The organism is Burkholderia mycopellens, from assembly GCF_964265025.1.
Taxonomy (GTDB): domain Bacteria; phylum Pseudomonadota; class Gammaproteobacteria; order Burkholderiales; family Burkholderiaceae; genus Burkholderia.
The window spans coordinates 616,862-635,658 of sequence record NZ_OZ183804.1 but is presented as its reverse complement, the minus strand read 5'-3'; the positions used below and the strand labels follow the sequence as shown (position 1 = coordinate 635,658).

Below are 18,797 nucleotides of genomic sequence, written 5' to 3'. Positions count from 1 at the left end.
ACAGGACGGCGCCGCTACCGCGGCGCCATCAGATAAAAAACTGGGGAAAATTACTTCGACGAAAGTGGGGAGTATCTATCCGACGCTGACAGGTATCGAACACGAGGTAGCGCGCCAACGAATCCGGCGTGTTCTCGAACGTCGTCTCCTCGCAGTTCGGCAGACGGACCGGCACCGCCAGATAGATCACCTGATCGAGGTGCTCCGGACGGATCGTCAGCGGCGGCGGCAACGGCGTGTTGCCCGGCGCATCGAACGGCGAGCCGTCGGCGAACACGCCAGCGGCGGACTTGACGATCACTTTCCCCAGCGCCAACGACTCCACGTCGAGCGCGTAGTGTGCAAAGCCAAAGAAGAACGGCGACAGCGGCGCCGCACGCATGTGCGCGTACTTCTCGAAGTAACGATCCTGTTGCTGGAACAGTTGCGGACGGAAAAACAGCCCTTCCTGCCAGGCGACCTTGGCGTACCAGCTCATGCGTATCGTCCGTTTCGTTGAGCGACGTGATTCATTTCTTGGCTTCCTCGATCTTGACGGCCTTGGCCTCAAGATCGATAGTGAGTTTCAGCTTCGGCGTGGAGATGCGGTACCACGCCTTGTCGGGCGGCGCAGGCATCGTGTAGACCGTTCGCCAGACGGAATTCGGCAGGTCGCGATACGCCGCAATCACGCCAATGGCAGTCGTGTCCGCCGCGGTTCGCCGCACAATCGTCTGGTGCTCGCCGGGACGCAGCTGCAGCTCGTCACGCTTGACGACATCGTCGGCCAGCACCGTCTTGTCCTGCATCTGCAACGTAAAGAAATCTGCTGCCTTGAAGGCGTTATCGTTCTTCAGTTCATAGAGGCGTACGACTATCGGCGCTGCCCGGCCGCGATCATCCGGGTTGACGTCGGCCCGGGCGCTGACGGTCAGCTCAAGCCGGATCGGTTCCTTGGGCTTCGGCTCGCCGCTCGCGCAGGCCGAGAGAATCGTCAAGCTGGCGAGCGAGGCGGCAGTCAGAATGGAACGCATGCAGATTTCACCTTGGGATACGGAGGCAGGCGCTGCGCGTGCGGCAAGACAAGTGTGCCGACGCGCAGCGCGACGCCTGCTTACGCTTCCTTGTTGCCCTTGATGTCGAAGCTGGCCGTGACGGCACCGCCGCTGCCGCCCTGCGCGTTCTGCACGACATACTCCTGCTTCACCTTCGCGAACGACAGCGACACCGTCTCGCGGCTCTTTTCGGCGTCCAGCTTGCTGCCCGACGGCTTCACGCGCGTGACGATCACGTCGCTCATCGTGAGCTTCAGGTACTCGAGCGGGTTGCCGCCGGCCTTGCGCATCACGAGCGTGGCCTGGTCGATATGCTTGCCCGTCAGCGCGTACTTCATCAGGTTCGGGCTCGCGCGATCGATGTTGTGCTCGAACGTCAGATCCTTGACCGTCGCCTTGCCTGCGCCGCCGCCGCTGCCGGCGTGCATCGTCGACTCCTGCAGGATTTCCCAGTCCCAGCTCAGGACTTCGATTTCGTCCTTGTGCTTGTCGTCGAGCGATTCGCCGTTGATGCCGTCGATCTTCAGAAAAATATCCTGCGCCATCTGTAGTACTCCTTTTTTCAGTGAATAGAAATCGGCCGCGCACCATGAGAGTGATGGCTTAACGCGCGACCAAACAGGCCAGCTTCACTCTCAAGCAGCCTCTTTGATCGACGGCAGCTTCGTCACAAGTCGCAGCGAAACCGTCAGACCTTCAAGCTGGAAGTGCGGACGCAGGAAGAATTTCGCCTGGTAATACCCGGGATTACCCTCGACGTCCTCGACGAGCACTTCGGCAGCCGCGAGCGGACGGCGCGCCTTGGTGTCCTGCGACGAATTCGCCGGATCGGCATCGACGTAATGCATGACCCACTCGTTCAGCCAGCGCTGCATGTCTTCGCGTTCCTTGAACGCACCGATCTTGTCGCGCACGATGCACTTCAGGTAATGCGCGAAGCGCGAGCATGCGAACAGGTATGGCAGACGCGCCGACAGGTTCGCGTTGGCCGTCGCATCCGGATCGTGATACTCGGTCGGCTTTTGCAGCGACTGCGCACCAATGAAGGTTGCGTGATCGGTGTTCTTGCGATGCACGAGCGGAATGAAACCGTTCTTCGACAGTTCGGCCTCACGGCGATCCGAGATGGCGATCTCGGTGGGGCACTTCATGTCGACGCCACCGTCGTCGGTCGGGAACGTATGGCACGGCAGGTTCTCGACCGTGCCGCCGGACTCGACGCCGCGGATCAACGAGCACCAGCCGTACTGCTTGAACGAGCGGTTGATGTTGACGCCCATCGCGTACGCTGCGTTCGCCCAACCGTAGCGGCTATGGTTCGAGCCGTTCGTGTCTTCTTCGAAATCGAACTCGTCAACTGGATTGGTCTTCGCACCATAGGGCAGGCGCGCGAGGAACCGCGGCATTGCGAGACCGACGTAACGCGCATCCTCGGTGTGACGCAGCGAATTCCACGCGGCATATTCGAGGTTCTGCGTGAAGATCTTCGTCAGGTCGCGCGGGTTCGCCAACTCCTGCCACGACTCCATCTGCAGCACGGACGGCGCCGCACCCGTGATGAACGGCGTATGCGACGCCGCGGCGACCTTCGCGATCGAGCCCAGCAGGTCGACATCGGGCGGCGTATGGTCGAAATAATAGTCGGCGACGAGACACCCGTACGGTTCGCCGCCAAGCTGGCCATACTCTTGCTCGTAGATTTGCTTGAAGAGCGGGCTTTGATCCCACGCCAGTCCCTTGTACCGGCGCATCGTGCGATGCAGTTCGGTCTTCGAAACGTCCAGAACGCGGATCTTCAGGTGCTCATCGGTCTCCGTGTTCGAGACAAGATGGTTCAGACCGCGCCATGCCGACTCCAGCGCCTGGTAGTCCTCGTGATGCAGAATCAGATTGATCTGCTCGGAGAGCTTGTGATCGATCTGCGCGATGATGGCCGCAATGCTCTTGTACGCATCGTCACTGATCGTGATCGACTGGCTTAGCGCCTGTTCGGCGAGCGTCTGAACCGCAAATTCAACTGCTTCACGTGCCTGCTCGGTCTTCGGGCGGAATTCCTTCTCGAGCAGTTGCGTAAAATCGGACTGGGTGGCCACTTGCGCCTGGGCGGCTTGTGCTTGCTGTTTCGCCATGATGGTCTTCCTCGATCGGTTCGTCGGTCAGTTCGCTTCGCTGTGGTCGGCTGCGCCGTCGTCGTGACGCCCGGGCTTCGGTGCCTCGGCCAGCGACTTGAGCAGCGCCGGATCCTGCAGCAATTGCGTAACGAGCGCTTCGGCGCCCGACTTGCCGTCCATGTAGGTCTGCAGGTTCGCGAGTTGCGTGCGCGCCTCGAGCAGTTGGCGCAGCGGCTCGACCTTGCGTGCGATCGCGGCAGGCGAGAAGTCCTCCATGCTCTCGAAGGTCATGTCGACCATCATCTGGCCTTCGCCCGTCAGGGTGTTCGGCACCGCGAACGCGACGCGCGGTCGGAGGGCCTTCATGCGCTCATCGAAATTGTCGATATCGATTTCCAGGAATCGTCGATCCGTCACGGCCGGCAGTGGCTCGGACGGATGCTTGCCGGACAGGTCGGCGAGCACGCCCATCACGAACGGCAGCTCGACCTTCTTCTCCGACCCGTAGACCTCGACGTCGTACTCGATTTGCACGCGCGGCGCACGATTGCGTGCGATGAATTTCTGCGAACTGCTGGAAGCGGACATGGTCAGGCTCTCCTGGATGGTGGGAAGTGGAATGGGCGCTCAACTGAGCAACGCGTCCAAATGGATAGGCAAGGCATCGAACGTCAGCGCCCGCAGCGGAGCTGCAGCGGGATCGGCAACGCCGATCGAAATGCGCGCGATCGCAGCCTTCGACGTGAAGGCGTCGAGCCAGACGGCGGACAGGCGCGGCAGGATGTGTTGCTCGATAAACCCGATCAGAACGCGTGCACCGGTCTCCTGTACGAGACAGCGGCCGACGATGTAGTCGACCACCGCGTCATCGAAGGTCAACGCGATATCGTGGCTGTCGGCCATGCGCTTCACGACGCGACCCAGATGCAATCGGACAATGCGGGCGAGCCCGTCGTCGGCCAGCGGCCGGTATGGCACCACGGCCACCCGACCGAGAAAGGCCGCCGGAAAGGCTTTGAGCAGTTCGGGCGCAAGCGCGTCCCGCAACCCGTCCATATCCGGCGCGAGCGCCGGATCGGCGCACAGGCTCGCAGTCAGGTCGGCGCCGACATTGCTGGTCAGCAGGATGGTGGTGTTGCGGAAATCGATGTGGCGACCGTCGCCGTCTTCCATGTAGCCCTTGTCGAACACCTGGAAGAACATTTCATGGACGTCGCGATGGGCCTTCTCAACCTCGTCGAGAAGGACGACCGAGTACGGACGACGGCGCACGGCTTCGGTCAGCACCCCGCCCTCGCCGTAACCGACGTATCCCGGTGGAGCGCCCTTCAGGCCCGATACGGTGTGGGCTTCCTGATACTCGCTCATGTTGATCGTGATCAGGTTTTGCTCACCGCCGTACAACGCTTCGGCCAACGCCAGTGCGGTTTCGGTCTTGCCCACGCCCGACGGTCCTGCAAGCAGGAACACGCCGAGCGGCTTCTTCGGGTCGGTCAGGCCGGCACGCGCGGTCTGCACGCGCTCGCCGATAACGCGCAGCGCATTGGGCTGGCCGATCACACGGGCTTCCAGCGTTTCGGGCAGCCGGCGCACAGCGGCAACCTCGTCCGTGACCATGCGACCGACGGGAATGCCGGTCCAATCCGAAACGATCTCTGCCACGATCGCCTCGTCGACCTCCGGAAACACGAGCGGCGCATCGCCCTGCAGGTTAGCCAGCGTGCGTTCGAGCTCGCGGAGCCGCTCAAGTCGCATCGGCAAATCGTCGGGCTCTCCCTCAGTGCCCTCACGCGCGGCAAGCAGCGCTTGCGCGGCCGTGGCTTGCTCACGCCAACGCATCTCGACCGCGGCCTCGTCCGTCGCCAGCGTGTCGATACGCGTGCGTACGCTGGCCAACGCTGTGTCCGCCTCCAGACCGATACGTGCCTCCTGCACGAGCAGCGCCTCTTCAGTGCGCGCGGCAGCAAGCCGCTGACGCACGTCGTCGAGCTCGCGCGGGGTCGCGTGTTGCGACAACGCCACCCGCGCGCAAGCGGTATCGAGCAGGCTGATCGCCTTGTCCGGCAACTGGCGCGCCGGAATGTAGCGATGCGACAACGTCACGGCGCCGCGGATCGCCTCATCACGTACCAACACACCGTGATGCGTCGAAAACGTTTGCACGAGCCCCCGGACCATATCGATGGCGGCGGCCTCGGACGGCTCCGCGACCTGCAGTACCTGAAAGCGCCGGGTTAATGCGGGGTCTTTCTCGATATGCCGCTTGTACTCGGCCCATGTGGTCGCGCCGATCGTGCGGATCGTGCCGCGTGCCAAGGCCGGCTTCAGCAGGTTGGCGGCGTCGCCCGTGCCGGCCTGGCCACCCGCGCCGATCAGCGTGTGAATCTCGTCTATGAACAGGATCACCGGCAATGGCGACTTGGCAGCCGCTTCGAGCAGCCCCTTCAAGCGGGCTTCGAATTCCCCCTTCATGCTGGCGCCGGCGAGCAGCGCACCAACGTCGAGGCTCAGCAGGCGCACATCAGCGAGGTTCGGCGGCACGTTGCCCGACGCGATCGCCCGGGCAAGGCCCTCTACCACGGCCGTCTTGCCGACACCGGCTTCGCCGGTCAGCAGGGGATTGTTCTGCCGGCGGCGCAGCAGCACATCGATCATCGTGCGGATCTCGAGTTCGCGGCCGACGACCGGATCGATCTCGCCCGCTCGAGCGCGCGCGGTCAGATCCGTGCAGTACTGCTCGAGCGACCCGTTTCTTTGCGCGCCCGGCAACGCACCAGACGCCTCACCCGGCGTGGCGGGCGACAAATCGCTATGGTCGTAAGGAGCGTCGGCCGCTTCCGGTGAGCCGGCGATCCACGCAGGCAGCACGTCGTCGAGGGCGTCGACCGGGATCTTGCCGAACGCGGGAGAGATGGAAAGCAGCACACGCCGCAGGTCGGGGGTGGACACGAGGGCCGCGATCAACCACCCGCCGCGCACACGACGGTCATCGTATTCGAGCGTCGCAAGCACCCAAGCGCGCTCGATTGCCGCTTCGATATGCCATGAAAAATCGCTGATCGAGCTTGCGCCGGCGGGCAATGCGGCCAGTGCCCGCGCGAAATCGCGCTCAAGCGCATCCCGGTCGATGTCCGCGTGGCGCACGATCCGGTGGAGGTCGCCATCCGGCTGCTGCAGTAGCTGGTGCAGCCAGTGGATGAGCTCGACGAACGGGTTTCCGCGCAACTTGCAGAAGTTCGTTGCGGATTCGATGCCGCGGTAAAGCTGGACCCCGAGCTTACCGAACAGTGCTTGCCGTGAAATGGTCATGATGGTCTTTTTTGTTGGCTACGATGCCCCGAGCACCCCGTCAGACCTATCAGGACTACTATGCAGAAGCCTTACCTGATGGAACCGAAAACACTCGATATATCGCTCTCTCTTCGATCCAAGTCAAACGGCCTGCTCGGATCAGTTCCGCATTATTTACACGAAACCGGAGCGACGTCAATGCATTATCGATACCAATAACACTAACAGTGGATCGCGATCAATCCGCTCACTGCTCTTCCTGCAGATGCCGCAACACCGCACACCAAGTCGAGCAATCACGACGACCAATTATGAGATTTTAGATAATCCAAGTCATTGTTTTTTTGAGATAATTTTAGAATTGAATGTTTAAATATTTTCACAAATTTTCGCAACACATTGATTTTCAATGAACTCCACATTGACAATTTACAGTCCGTGACATTTTCCGACGAAACATTTAATCCGCTTGCCGTCCCACTCACACACTGGATTATCGATGCTGCGATGGACGAGCCACCGGCACTCGTGTTTAAAATGCGTAATTCTCGTCATCGGACACCAAGATGCGCTCCCTTCGCCTACCCTGGCACCGCCAACCGGACCTCTCGCAGACCGAACCCGTGCTTGGCGACGGTCTGGCCTGGCGCAGTCCCGACGTGGTCGACTCCGACCTTGCAGCAGACGAAATGGGCGGAGATCTGCGCATCGGCGACGACGTACTTGAACAGCTCGGCATCGGGGGCATCGACAGTGCCTCGGCGCATATGCGCACTTCGGCTCGCGCGCCCACTGCCGCCGCTGACAGTCCCGACGCCCTGGTTGATACATTGCACGCCCAATATTGGCGCGCGCTGACCGATCCCCATGCGGCGGTCAGCACCGAGTGGGCGCAAATGGCAGACGAACCAGCCGCGCATACCGCCAGCCCGGACCCGCAGGACGCCCTTCACGCGCATGGCAACCTCGGAGGTTCAGATTCGATCGAAACGTTGCTGTTTGGCAATCGCACGCTAAAGGACGTGTTCGAGCAACTGGATGGGCACGCCGAAACCGCGCTCGACGATGAACCCATTCCGGAAATCCTGCGGCTCTTTGCTCCGCCCGAATATCAAGCAGCCGCCGCACGGCGCGGGCCGGCTCTACCGCCCGCGCTCACCCGGCGCGAACACCACGCGCTGACCGTGGACAGTCCGCTATCCGCCCCCTCACGCAAGGACGAAGGATGACCCGGCTCACCGCCTCCGACACGCCCCACACCCATCGTTTGGGTGAGGCTCCCCTCAGCGAGCAAATCGAGCACGTCTCGGCACGCCTGCGGGCTCAGCCGACCACCGCCTCCCATCGTTGGGCGCTGTTTCAGCTGTTGTGCATCACCGGTGAGTGGACGCGCGCGATCCAGCAATTGCAGACGTGGGCGAAGCTCGAGCCCGGCCACGCGTCAACCGCGCAGGTTTATCGCGACTTGATTCGGGCCGAGCGCTGGCGAAAACTCGTAGTCGAGGGAAGCGAGCGCCCCGGCTTCGTGCTCGAGCCTCCAGCGTGGGTCGATGGGTTGCTGAATGCGCTCCACTTGAATGCCGGCGGACAGATTGAACCAGCCGACGACGCCCGCGAGACCGCGCTCGACACTGCGCCGAGCGTCTCGGTCAGGATCCCTCAAGGAAAGGCCGCCTGGATTGTCGATAGCGATTCCAGTTTCGGTCCCGTCTGCGAAGTCATCACCGCCGGACACTACCGGTGGGTACCGTTCAGCGATCTCGCAGCATGGCGCGTGTCGCCACCGGCAAAGCTTGTCGACTTGGTGTGGGCGCCCTGTACGCTCACGCTCGTCGACGGCGCGCTCGTCCACGGCTTCATGCCGGCACGGTATCCAAGTTCCGAAACGGGGAGCGACGCCATGCGCCTTGGGCGTGAAACGGTCTGGCTGGAGAACGGACGAACCGGCATCACTGCACTTGGGCAAAAGACCTGGGCAACGGATCAAGGCGACTTCAGTCTGTTCGAGCTGGCGAACACCGAATTCGGCGCGCGTATTGCTGACGGCGCGACCATTGGCGAGCGCGTCGATGGTTGAGCGCAAAAAGCTCTCGGCGATGGATGCGATCGCGGTCCGGACACCTCGGCGGGTCAACGCGCATCTGATGCCCACCCTGCTCGACCGGCTGCGCGACGACGCGCCGCATCGGCAGGTCGAAGCGCCAGAGGAATACACGGTCACGCGCAAACAGATGCGGGACATTGTGCAGCGTGACCTCGCCTATCTGCTCAACACGACGAGCATCGAGGACCAGATCGATCGCGCACGCCATCCGCATGCAGCAGCCTCGACCGTGAACTTTGGCGTGCCGCCGCTCGCGGGAGCCTTTATCGCGTCGCGCCAGTGGAACGACGTCGAGCGCATGGTCCGGCAGGCCATCACGGATTTCGAGCCGAGGTTGATTCCTGACTCCCTTGTGGTGTCCCCTCGCCCCTGCAATGACGCCGCCGGCGAACATCACAACGTCCTCGCATTCGAAGTTCGCGGGCTGATTCACATGGATCCGTATCCGCTCGAGTTCATGGTCCAAAGCTCGCTGGATCTCGAAACGAGCGAGATTCGAATCACCGGCATGCGCACCAGCTGAGCGCGGCGCGGCACAACGACAACAACGAGAACACTCCGATGGACCCGCGACTGCTCGACTACTACAACCAAGAACTCATCTACATGCGCGAGCTCGCCGCTGAATTCGCCCATGCTCACCCGAAGATCGCACGGCGCCTCGGCATGCAGGCCGGCGAAGTGGCCGACCCCTACGTCGAGCGCCTGATCGAGTCGTTCAGCTTCATGGCTGCACGCATGCAGATCAAGCTCGACGCGGAGTTTCCGCGCTTTACCGAGCGACTGCTCGAGGTGATCTACCCGAACTACGTTGCGCCCACACCGTCGATTGCCGTTGCGCGCCTGTATCCCGGCCGGACCGAAGGCAACCTCGCCAAAGGGTATCGCATTGCGCGCGGCACTTCGTTCACCGCACGCATTCCCGATGGAGAGAGAACGGCGTGCCAGTTCACGAGCGGACAGGACGTGACGCTGTGGCCGCTCACGATCACCGAAGCGCGCCTTACCGGTATCCCCCCGGACATTCCGGGACTCGCGCGGTACGTCCCGCCCGATACACAGGTACGCGGCGCCTTGCGACTCCGGCTGGCGACGACGGGTGACGTCCGGATCGCTGATCTGCAGGGACTCGACCGGCTCCCGATCTATCTGGCCGGTGATGAGCAGGTCGCTTCCCACCTGTTCGAGCTGCTGCATGTCGGCGCAATCGCCTCCGTGATTGGCGTGCCCGGAGCGTTCGGCGCGCCGGGCCGTCCGCCCGCGGCGGTCACCCAAAACGCGGTGGATCACGAAGGCCTGCGCACCGATCAGAACCTCTTGCCGCTGACGTGGACGAAATTTCACGGGCACAACCTGTTGCACGAGTACTTCGCGTGCCCTGCACGGTTCTGGTTCTTCGCGTTGACCGGCCTGGCCGAGGGCTTTTCGAGGGTGGATGGTCGCGAAGTGGAGATCGTCGTGCTGCTCGACCGCGCACCGGCCGAGCTCGCGAACCTCGTCGACGCGTCACGCTTCGCCCTGTTCTGCACGCCTGTCATCAACCTCTTCAGCAAGCATACCGACCGGATCGAGCTCTCGCCGCGCGAAACCGAATTTCATCTGGTGCCGGCACGGCTTGCGCCCCTCGACTACGAGGTGTTCTCGGTGGAGACCGTGTACGGTCGCGTGGCCGCGACGTCCGCCGAGCTCGAGTTCCGCCCGCTCTACCAGACGCTGAACAACGATGAGGGCAACCACGGGCGCTACTTTTCGACCCGTCGCGAACGAAGGCTCGTGTCCGATTCGGCGCGCCGCTACGGTACGCGCACGCCCTACGTCGGCACAGAAGTATTTCTCTCGCTTGTCGACCAGAACGAGGCGCCTTATAACGAGAACATCCGTTTTTTGTCGGTCGACGCGCTCCTGACTAATCGCGATCTCGCCACGCTCGTGCCGCGCGATGGGGTACACGACCTGGAGACCGCCGAGTCCGCGCCGGTCGAGAGCATTGGCCTTGTCCGAGCGCCAAGTCCGCCGTTGCCGCCGTATGCCGAGCGCGAGATGGCCTGGCGTCTGATCCGCCAACTCAATTTCAACTACCTGCCGCTCGACGATCTTGATCACCGTGAAGGTGGCCAGGGTCTGCGTGATCTGCTTCGCCTATACCTTGCAGACGGCGATTCCGGACAAGGCCGGCAAGTGGAAAGCCTCGTCGGCGTAAAGACGCGCCCGGTGACGCGCAAACTTCCGGGGGCCGGCCCAATGACGTTTGGACGCGGCATCGAGTGCGCGCTGACGGTCGATGAAACAGGCTTCTCCGGCGTGAGCCCCTATCTCTTTGGGGTCGTTCTCGAGCACTGGCTCGCACGGCACGTCTCGATCAACAGCTTTACGCAAACCGAATTGCATTCGATGCAGCGCGGCCGTATTGCGCGCTGGCCCGTGCGCACCGGTACGCGTGGAGTCCTGTGATGAAGCGCGCCACGCTACCCGCGCTGCTGCGCGATAGCACGCTGTCGCCTGAGCTGCTCGAACGGCTGCAGGCCGAACCGTGGCGCTTCGGGTTCCTGTCTCTATTGCGACGTATCGGCGCGAACCCGGCGATCGATCCGATCGGCACCGCACGCCGGCCGCGCTCCGAGCCGTTCCGGCTCGGCCAGCAGCCGAGCCTTGCCTTTGCACCGCGTGAAGTCGCGAGTGCACAAGAAGCCGAAGGGCGACTGAAAGTGCGCCTGTTCGGTCTCGGCATGCTCGGCCCCAATGGTCCACTGCCGATCCACGTCACCGAGATCGCGAAGGATCGTGAAGACAGCCGGCGGGACATGACGACGGTCGATTTCTTCGACATCTTCCATCACCGCTTCTTCACGCTGTTCTATCGCGCATGGGCGTCGGCCCAGTCGGCCGCCGGACTTGACCGACCAGACGAAGAGCACTTTTCGTTTTACGTCGCAAGCCTCACCGGACAGGACGTTGGTGAGTGTCACCGGCGCCCCCTTCCATCACACGCACGTCTGGCCGCGGCGCCGCACCTCGTGCGCGAATCGCGCAATCCGGACGGTTTGCGCGCGACGCTCGAACGCTACTTTGGCGTGCCGGTCGCGATCGAGGAGCACGTGTTTCACTGGATCGAAATCGATGCAGCCGACCGTGGCCGCATGGGACGTCCTGGCGCGGCGGCGACGATGGGACAAGGCGCGATGCTCGGCCGCGTCGCCCCGGATCGTCAGCATCGGTTTCGGATCGTCATTGGGCCAGTCGATCTCGACGCCTATCTGCGCTTTACACCCCAGGGCGAGGATCTGCCGCGGCTTGTCGAATGGGTCCGAGCATTCGTGGGATACGAGCTGGAATGGGAGCTCGAGCTGCGCATCAAGCCTGAGAGTGCGCCGCCGGCAGTGATGGGTGGCCGGCAGCGCATGGGCTGGTCCGGATGGCTGGGACGTCCGGATCCGCATAAACCCATTACCGGCATGCGTTTCGAGCCCGAGCGTTACATGCGCCATCTCGATCGCCGTGCCACTGACTCCGAAATTTGACCATGAGCAAGCAGCAATCCGCCACCCACGGCAAACTCGGCCACGCCCCCGTCACGGGCGCGTCGCACTTCGACTGGCTCACGCCCGTGAGCGACAGCGCGCCTTGCGGCCCGGATCTTGAATACGACCATGATTTCGTGGTCCTCTTCGCGGGCATTGCACCCAGGCAGGACGTGCAATACGGCGCGTTCGTCGGTGGGCCCGATCCGCTCAACTGGAGCGAGATCGAACGCGACTGCCGGCGCCTGATGCTGCGCACGAAGGACATGCGTGTGGCAGCGCTCTACACGCGTTGCCGCACCCGCTTGGGCGGTGCGGTCGGACTCGCGGAAGGTACGGGACTGCTCGCGACATGGCTGCAGACGTTTCCGGACAACATCCATCCACAGGCAGGCGTTGACAATGATCGCGAGGCCGCGCTGGACATGCGGATGAATGCGTTGCAGGGGCTCGCGGACCCAGATGGGCTGCTAGCCGACGTGCGGGAAATCGCGCTGATGAAGTCGACCGCCACGCGGCTGCAGGTGCGGGATGTCGAGCGCGCCTTCGCGCATCCACGCCCGGCCGACGCCATCGCACCCGACTCGGTCGAGCAGCAGCTGCAGGATCTACGTCTGCAGCAGCCGGCGACCATGGCCGCCTTTGACGAGACGATCTCGAACCTCGCTGCGATCAACACGTGGTGCGCCGCCCATCTGGAGTCGTTCCTGCCCGACTTCTCGCCCCTGGTCCGCCTCCTCCAGCTGCTGCAGCAAGGCGACCAACACAACGAATCCGCACCGGCTGATACATCTCCCCTCGACGCCGCCGATCACGACGGCAGCATGACGCCGGGAACGCATGCGACCGAATCCCCGCCGGTGCAGCACAACGGCGAGCGCCTCGACACTGCCGAGCCGCCGTCCGCCGCGGCGCGCACGGATGTCGCGCCCACCGACCGACAAGCGGCGCTGGCATTGATCAGTGCGGCACGTCACTGGTTCGAGACACATGAGCCCAGCAGCCCGGTTCCGGTATTGCTCAAGCGCGCCGAGCAGTTTGTCGGTAAGCGCTACGCGGAAGCGGTCAAGGCAATTCCTGGCGACCTTCTGGCGCAATGGGACGAGGCCGAAGGTCCGTGATAGCGAAAAACTTCGAACGGATCATACAGAATGAAAAACGACAGCTCTTCCGAGTTCCAATTTTCGACGGGCATCGGCGACCTCAAGCGAGTCATCTGGGAACACCCGCCGAAGCCATGTGAGAACGAACCGCGTCAATCGCGAACGAATTCGCGAATGCTCATGCTCACGGCCGCGATTGCGGTTTCAGCATTGCTCACGTGGGTGTGTCTGGATGAGATATTGATTCAGGACAGGCCGGTTCCGGCCCGCCGCTGACATAGGGATTGCGTGTTCGCACGACGCCGGATACGACCGCTGTTCCGCCTGTGTCAATTTTGGATGGGGATGCGGACAAAATCTTGGACTACTTTGGAGGTAGTCCATGTATTCATACCAAGAACGCGTTCGGGCGGCTGAGTTGTACCTGAAACTCGGGAAGCGCAGCAAGGCGACCATTCGCCCGTTGGGTTACCCGACGAAGAATTCTCTCAAGGCGTGGTGTAAGGAATTCGAGAAGCGTGGCGATCTGCAGAGGGGGTATGTTCGCGTAAAGCCGAAGTACTCGGAAGAACAGAGGAACGTAGCAGTCGTCTATTACGTAAAGAAGCGCTCGGAGACGGCGGGCAAAGGCGTCACGCAGTTTGGCCGAGCTCTCTACGAGCTCAACATCGACGCGTTCTGTGCTAACACGAGCCAGGCCAAAGGGCGTGTGGAGCGGGCGAACCTGACGCTGCAGGACCGGCTGGTCAAGGAACTCCGATTGCGCGGAATCAGTACGCGGGAGGCCGCCAATGCGTATGCGCCCTTCTTCATCGCTGACTTCAATCGGCGCTTCGGCAAACCGCCGAGGAGCGACCACGACGCGCACCGATCGCTGCGCGCTGATGAGGATCTGAGGCAGATCTTGTCCTATCGCGTGCCACGCAGGGTATCCAATGCGTTGACGGTGCAGTACGACCGCGTGATGTACCTGCTGGCCGATTCGGCGGTCAATCGGAACCTCGTGCACGAATATGTCGAAGTTGTTGAGTATCCCGATGGCTTGATTGAGGTCCAGGCAAATGGTGTGGCGCTGTCATGCCGGCAATACGATCGCATCACGCGCATCGATCAGGGCGCAGAGGTCGAGAACAAGCGGCTGTCCAGCGCACTGGAAGTCGCGCGGCGCGTCCAGACCATGCGTGACGATCGCCGCGCAGCCGGCTCACCGTCGCGCACTCATTGCGGTGCAGAAGTCCAGGCTAAGAAGGCGCTAATCGGGCTGAAGAAACAGCGTGCGCTCAAGCTTGCTGACCTGAATCAAGCCATTCTTGAGGTCAGCGTCGAAGGAATCAGGGGACGGGGGGCGGCTTCGCCGCCCCACCCCAACCCCATAAACAAAGACAAGGAAAAACCCAAACACCGCGACATTTCAATTTAGCTGGAAGCCCGACAATTTAACTTGGCGTGGACATTGGTTGTAGTGGCTAGATAGATGGAATGGTCGCCTCCCGCCACAACGACCGCTCCAGCGCCTGATCGTGCTTTCTCAGCTCCTGGTGTGGATGTGCGACAGTGCTTTGTCCGTTCTTCCGTTCAGGAAAGATTCCATGGAGCCCACGACGATAGCCATCGACCTGGCCAAGCGCGTTTTCCAGATTCACTTTGTCGATCCGGATGGCAGAATTCACGGCAAGGTGCTCAAGCGTGACCAGATGCTGCCATTCTTCGCCAACCGGCCTGCAGCCCGGATCGTCATGGAAGCTTGCGGCAGCGCCCATCACTGGGCCCGGCAACTGACAGCGCTCGGGCACGAGCGGGTGAAATCGAATGGCGGCATGGTGAGCCAATCGAGACTCCGGTTGCCGCCTGTGCCAAAGCGTCCTCGATTACGTTGGCTCGTCGATCAGGAACTTGTCCCTTTCGCGGCCGGCGATCCAGAGCGGCTCTCGGCCCCGACCGCTCCAGAGCGCGCCAGATATGGGATCGCGATACTTCGGAGAGACCGGACCGCGGCGCTTGATCCGACGTGGCTTGAGTTTCAGTTCAGTGAACAAATCCTCGGGTCTCAGGTCGAACTCGGCAATCATCTGTTGTATTTCCCTAACGGCGTTCGACAGTTCCTGAGTGCGGGCAAGCTCAGCCTGCTTTTGAAGTTCTTGAATCTGGGCTTTCAAATCGCGGTAGGTCGACATGGAATATTCTCGGAGCGAGAGAGTCAAGTGATCGTTATGGTTCGCAGTCGTCTCGACTACTAAATTCAGTAATGCGAATAATAAAAGTTAGAAAACACCACGGTCGAAATGAAGAAAGTGCGCGATCGAGAGGGGAAATCGCGAACCGCCTGAGGGACTTGGTCGCCAAAACAGGCGGACGACAACGGTCAATTAGCTTTGTTGATTCGACCATTTCGAGGAACGACGAGCAACTCTCGTGGATCCGACAAACGATATCCCCAGGGTGACCTCGCACTGCCTTTGGACCAGAGAATGTTGTCGTGGAATATGGTCAGCCATGGGTGCTCACTCTCACAAGTCGCGACTATGGTTACGTTCCGTGGGGTATTGGTCGCACCTCGCCGAACCGCCCTACTTCAAATGGTCCTGCAGCGCTGAGTCATCCAGCGCGATCCGGTGTTCTTTGAGCCCGGGGCCGGTCTCGGTCACGAAATCGACCGCAATATCGAGCCGACACCAAACCTTCGTTTTCGCGTGCACAGTCGCTATGACGAATCATACGATTCGTCAACACGAAGCCAGTCCAACGCCATGTCGGTTCTGCAGGAGATCGCTCCGGGTCTTCAAGCAAAAACGTCGGTTTGGTTCCAGCGGGTGTCGTCAGCCTGTCGTGCGGTGCCGGGGCGCGACACGAACGGCAGGATTGAGTTTTCGCCACGGCAGCTTGGCAGGGTCGGTCTCGATGCCGTCGGCGGTTCGTGCAACGAGCACTGCCTCCGCAATCGGTTCGAAGGCGGCACGGAAATGGACCGAACTCTTGTTCACCAGAATCGCCATCGCTTCGGGCTGGATGCCGACCATCCGATAGAGGTTGCAGTCCAGCAACTGGGTTTTCACACTGCTCACGACCACGCGCACGCCATCGACGCGTAAGCATGCGCATGGTCCCAACCGCAAGTCGACATCGCGCATCATTGGCCCCTCGAGCCGGCATTCACCGTCGGAAAGACCGTCGACGACAAAGGTCGCCTGGAACGCGCGCGGCGTGCCGTCCGCCAGAGTGAGCGTGATCGTGGATCCGACGCCGGCAGCGTGAGCGGCTGCAGCCGCGGCCGGATCGCAAATGATCCCAAGCGCTGCGTGATTCACGCCGTGGCGCAACAGGGCCGCCAACATTTCCGTCGTGTTGGAATCGGCACCCGCCCCCGGATTGTCATGTGTGTCGGCGATCACAACCGGGCGCTTTGCGTTTGCCGCGATTGCCATGGCCGTCATGACAGCATCATCCGGGGACAGGCAGGATGCCCGCCAATCCTCCTCGCAGGAGGTGAACTGCCGATAGAGCCGGTCCAGCGCCTCGTCGAGCGCGGCACCTTCAATGCCGTATCCCCAGATTGTCGGGCCGCACTCGGCAATATCTGCAGCAGGGAAGCCGAGTGCAATCGACAGGTCAACGCCGAGATCCGCCTCAAGGGAGGCAAGGGCCCGGTAGAGGTCTGCCGCAGGTGGGCTCGACGTCGCCATCGCTTCGATTGGAACGAGGAACGGGCCGCGCCGGATGCCGCGGCAATAACGGCCGCGTTCTTGTGCAATCCTTGCGATCAGGCGTGCCGCGCGAGCGCCCGTATCCGCCATGTCGACGTGGGGATAGGTGCGGTACGCAACGAGGCCGTCGGCACTCTCGAACATCTGGGCGGTCACGTTCGCATGCAGGTCCAGCGACGCAGCGATGATGGTGCCCGGGCCAACGGCTTCGCGTAAGCGCCTCAGCAGTTCGCCCTCGCCGTCGTCGACATGCTCGACAACCATTGCACCGTGCAAGTCGAGAAATATCGCATCCGCCTTCGCCGCGCGCGCCCCGTCGACGATCTCGCCGGCGATGCGCTCGAACGCATCCTGCGTCACCGGTCCAGAGGGCGTCGCATGGGCCCACAAACCGGGAATCAAGGTGTCCGCTCCCGGATCGAGTGCTGCGATGAATCCGCCAATGGCGAGATTCGCCTTCTGCAACGCGAGCACCGCGTCGCCCCTGACTATCGGACCATTCGCGCCTTCCGCGAAATCACTGTAGCGCGCGCGCGATGACACAAACGTATTGGTTTCATGCAGAAACCCGGCAACAAAGTACTTCATGAGCGCTCAGCCTCCGTCAAGCGTATGGGGCGGACAAGGAGTAGAAGCGCGCCGAGCGCGAGCAATCCGACGATTACGAACAGCCCCGCTGTTGTACTCCCGGTGATCGATTTCAAGGTGCCGATGATCGTTGGACTGAGGAAGCCGCCAAGTAGCCCGACGGTATTGATGAATGCGATGCCGGTTGCGGCGACCGACGAGCGGAGGTACTCCGGCGGAATAGCCCAGAAGACCGCGTAGGCCGCATACGTCAGCGCGGTTGCAAGCGTGATCGCCACGATCGACACGCCGAATCGATCAACGAACAGTGCGGCGATCGCCAGCGCAACGGCGCCCGCGGCTGCCGCGAACCCGGCATGGCGTCGCCTCTCGAGTGTCCGGTCGGAGCGCCTTGCCAGCAGGTACATCCCGATCATTGCTGCCGTGTAAGGGATGGCCGAGTACCAGCCGATCTCGACGAGGCTGTTCACGCCGCTCGCCTTCAGGATCGAGGGTAGCCAGAAGCCCACGACGTAGACACCGCAAATCAGGCAGAAATAGATCACTGACAGACGGTAAATTCCGACGTCGCGCAGCACCGTCCTCAGCGCCGGCCATCGTTCCTGCATCGATTGTTCGGTATCGCGTTGCGCGATGACCGCCCGCCTCTCGTCCGCCGTCAGCCATCGCGCGTCCTCGGGCGCGTCACTGAGCCAGGTAAGCGCGACTGCGCCGAGAATGAGCGCCGGCACGCCCTCGATCAAGAACATCCACTGCCAGCCGGCCAGCCCAGCTACATCCTTCATGTGTTCGAGTATCCACCCCGACGCAGGCGCTGCGACGATACCGCCGAGTGGCGCCGCGCAGAGCAACAAAGCCATCGCCCGGCTGAGACGCTCGCGCGGGTACCAGCGAGTCAGATAGAACAGCATGCCAGGAGCAAAACCGGCCTCGAACACACCGAGAAGGAATCGGACTAGGTAGAACGACGTTGCGTCGGTGACCAGGAACATCGACATCGACGCGAGGCCCCAGAGCAGCATGATGCGGCTCAGCGTCTTGCGCGCGCCGATCCGGGTCAGGAGCTGGTTGCTCGGAATTTCGAACAGCATGTAACCCAGGAAAAATACGCCCGCGCCGAAGCCGTAGGCCGCGTCGCTCAACGCGAGATCCTGCTGCATTTGCAATTTTGCAAAACCGACATTCACTCGATCGACATACGCGACTGCATAACAGACGGCGAGGAAGGCAAGGACTCGGCGATCGATTTTCCTGTACAAGGCCTGTGCATCATTATTGCCGGCGTCGAACACAATTGACATGAATGTTCTCGGAAATTGAGATGATTATCAGTGTTGTGGATTTTGG

16 protein-coding genes and 2 pseudogenes are annotated in these 18,797 nt (G+C 62.0%); 9 read left to right on the top strand and 9 right to left on the bottom strand.

All coding sequences use genetic code 11. From position 1 onward, the window contains the following. Positions 1–91 precede the first annotated feature (91 nt). The 6 genes and pseudogenes from tssK to tssH all read right to left on the bottom strand — a co-directional run. Positions 92–478 (bottom strand): annotated as a pseudogene (tssK, locus tag ACPTTC_RS36820) (type VI secretion system baseplate subunit TssK); the annotation flags it as partial. Between the two features lie 31 nt (positions 479–509). Then, positions 510–1,013 carry a type VI secretion system lipoprotein TssJ gene (gene tssJ / locus ACPTTC_RS36815; RefSeq protein ID WP_226198164.1) on the bottom strand — a complete coding sequence of 168 codons (504 nt, stop codon included), beginning with the start codon at positions 1,011–1,013 and terminating at the stop codon, positions 510–512. Positions 1,014–1,093: 80 nt separating this feature from the next. Beyond that, positions 1,094–1,579, bottom strand: coding sequence for an Hcp family type VI secretion system effector (locus ACPTTC_RS36810; protein WP_204421213.1), 486 nt, complete (start codon positions 1,577–1,579; stop codon positions 1,094–1,096). Between the two features lie 90 nt (positions 1,580–1,669). After that, entirely contained in the window at positions 1,670–3,163 is a 1,494-nt protein-coding gene (tssC, locus tag ACPTTC_RS36805) for a type VI secretion system contractile sheath large subunit (protein ID WP_423396212.1), read from the bottom strand. Positions 3,164–3,190: 27 nt separating this feature from the next. Further along, positions 3,191–3,733: a type VI secretion system contractile sheath small subunit gene (gene tssB, locus ACPTTC_RS36800; protein WP_423396211.1), complete on the bottom strand. Its 543-nt coding sequence runs from the start codon at positions 3,731–3,733 to the stop codon at positions 3,191–3,193. Between the two features lie 39 nt (positions 3,734–3,772). Further along, on the bottom strand, positions 3,773–6,454 hold the full coding sequence (tssH, locus tag ACPTTC_RS36795) for a type VI secretion system ATPase TssH (RefSeq protein ID WP_423396210.1): 2,682 nt from the start codon (positions 6,452–6,454) through the stop codon (positions 3,773–3,775). Between the two features lie 548 nt (positions 6,455–7,002). Here tssH and ACPTTC_RS36790 point away from each other — a divergent pair. From ACPTTC_RS36790 to ACPTTC_RS36750, 9 genes and pseudogenes are all read left to right on the top strand, one after another. Beyond that, positions 7,003–7,665: a TagK domain-containing protein gene (locus tag ACPTTC_RS36790; protein ID WP_423396209.1), complete on the top strand. Its 663-nt coding sequence runs from the start codon at positions 7,003–7,005 to the stop codon at positions 7,663–7,665. Further along, entirely contained in the window at positions 7,662–8,513 is an 852-nt protein-coding gene (locus ACPTTC_RS36785; protein ID WP_423396208.1) for a type VI secretion system accessory protein TagJ, read from the top strand. Before ACPTTC_RS36790 ends, ACPTTC_RS36785 begins: the two co-directional genes overlap by 4 nt. Continuing rightward, the gene (tssE, locus tag ACPTTC_RS36780) at positions 8,506–9,063 is read left to right on the top strand and encodes a type VI secretion system baseplate subunit TssE (protein WP_423396207.1); all 558 of its coding nucleotides are present in this window, start codon (positions 8,506–8,508) and stop codon (positions 9,061–9,063) included. The genes ACPTTC_RS36785 and tssE overlap by 8 nt, the downstream gene beginning before the upstream one ends. A 38-nt stretch (positions 9,064–9,101) precedes the next feature. Beyond that, positions 9,102–10,991, top strand: a complete 1,890-nt coding sequence (tssF, locus tag ACPTTC_RS36775) for a type VI secretion system baseplate subunit TssF (RefSeq protein WP_423396206.1) — start codon at positions 9,102–9,104, stop codon at positions 10,989–10,991. Beyond that, a complete protein-coding gene (gene tssG, locus ACPTTC_RS36770; RefSeq protein ID WP_423396205.1) occupies positions 10,991–12,058 on the top strand; it encodes a type VI secretion system baseplate subunit TssG in 1,068 nt (355 codons plus the stop codon). The genes tssF and tssG overlap by 1 nt, the downstream gene beginning before the upstream one ends. Before the next feature lie 2 nt (positions 12,059–12,060). Further along, positions 12,061–13,179, top strand: a complete 1,119-nt coding sequence (locus ACPTTC_RS36765) for an ImpA family type VI secretion system protein (protein WP_423396204.1) — start codon at positions 12,061–12,063, stop codon at positions 13,177–13,179. Between the two features lie 30 nt (positions 13,180–13,209). Further along, a complete protein-coding gene (locus ACPTTC_RS36760; RefSeq protein WP_423396203.1) occupies positions 13,210–13,437 on the top strand; it encodes a hypothetical protein in 228 nt (75 codons plus the stop codon). Positions 13,438–13,543: 106 nt separating this feature from the next. Then, on the top strand, positions 13,544–14,581 hold the full coding sequence (locus ACPTTC_RS36755) for a hypothetical protein (protein WP_423396202.1): 1,038 nt from the start codon (positions 13,544–13,546) through the stop codon (positions 14,579–14,581). Positions 14,582–14,750: 169 nt separating this feature from the next. Continuing rightward, positions 14,751–14,957 (top strand): annotated as a pseudogene (locus ACPTTC_RS36750) (IS110 family transposase); the annotation flags it as partial. 72 nt (positions 14,958–15,029) lie between these two features. On the opposite strand, the gene ACPTTC_RS36745 reads toward ACPTTC_RS36750, so the two are convergent. From ACPTTC_RS36745 to ACPTTC_RS36735, 3 genes are all read right to left on the bottom strand, one after another. Beyond that, positions 15,030–15,230 carry an H-NS family nucleoid-associated regulatory protein gene (locus ACPTTC_RS36745; RefSeq protein WP_423396570.1) on the bottom strand — a complete coding sequence of 67 codons (201 nt, stop codon included), beginning with the start codon at positions 15,228–15,230 and terminating at the stop codon, positions 15,030–15,032. 747 nt (positions 15,231–15,977) lie between these two features. After that, positions 15,978–17,450, bottom strand: a complete 1,473-nt coding sequence (locus ACPTTC_RS36740) for a M81 family metallopeptidase (RefSeq protein WP_423396201.1) — start codon at positions 17,448–17,450, stop codon at positions 15,978–15,980. Next, complete coding sequence (locus tag ACPTTC_RS36735; protein ID WP_423396200.1) at positions 17,447–18,751, bottom strand: MFS transporter; 1,305 nt, start codon at positions 18,749–18,751, stop codon at positions 17,447–17,449. The genes ACPTTC_RS36740 and ACPTTC_RS36735 overlap by 4 nt, the downstream gene beginning before the upstream one ends. Positions 18,752–18,797 lie beyond the last annotated feature (46 nt).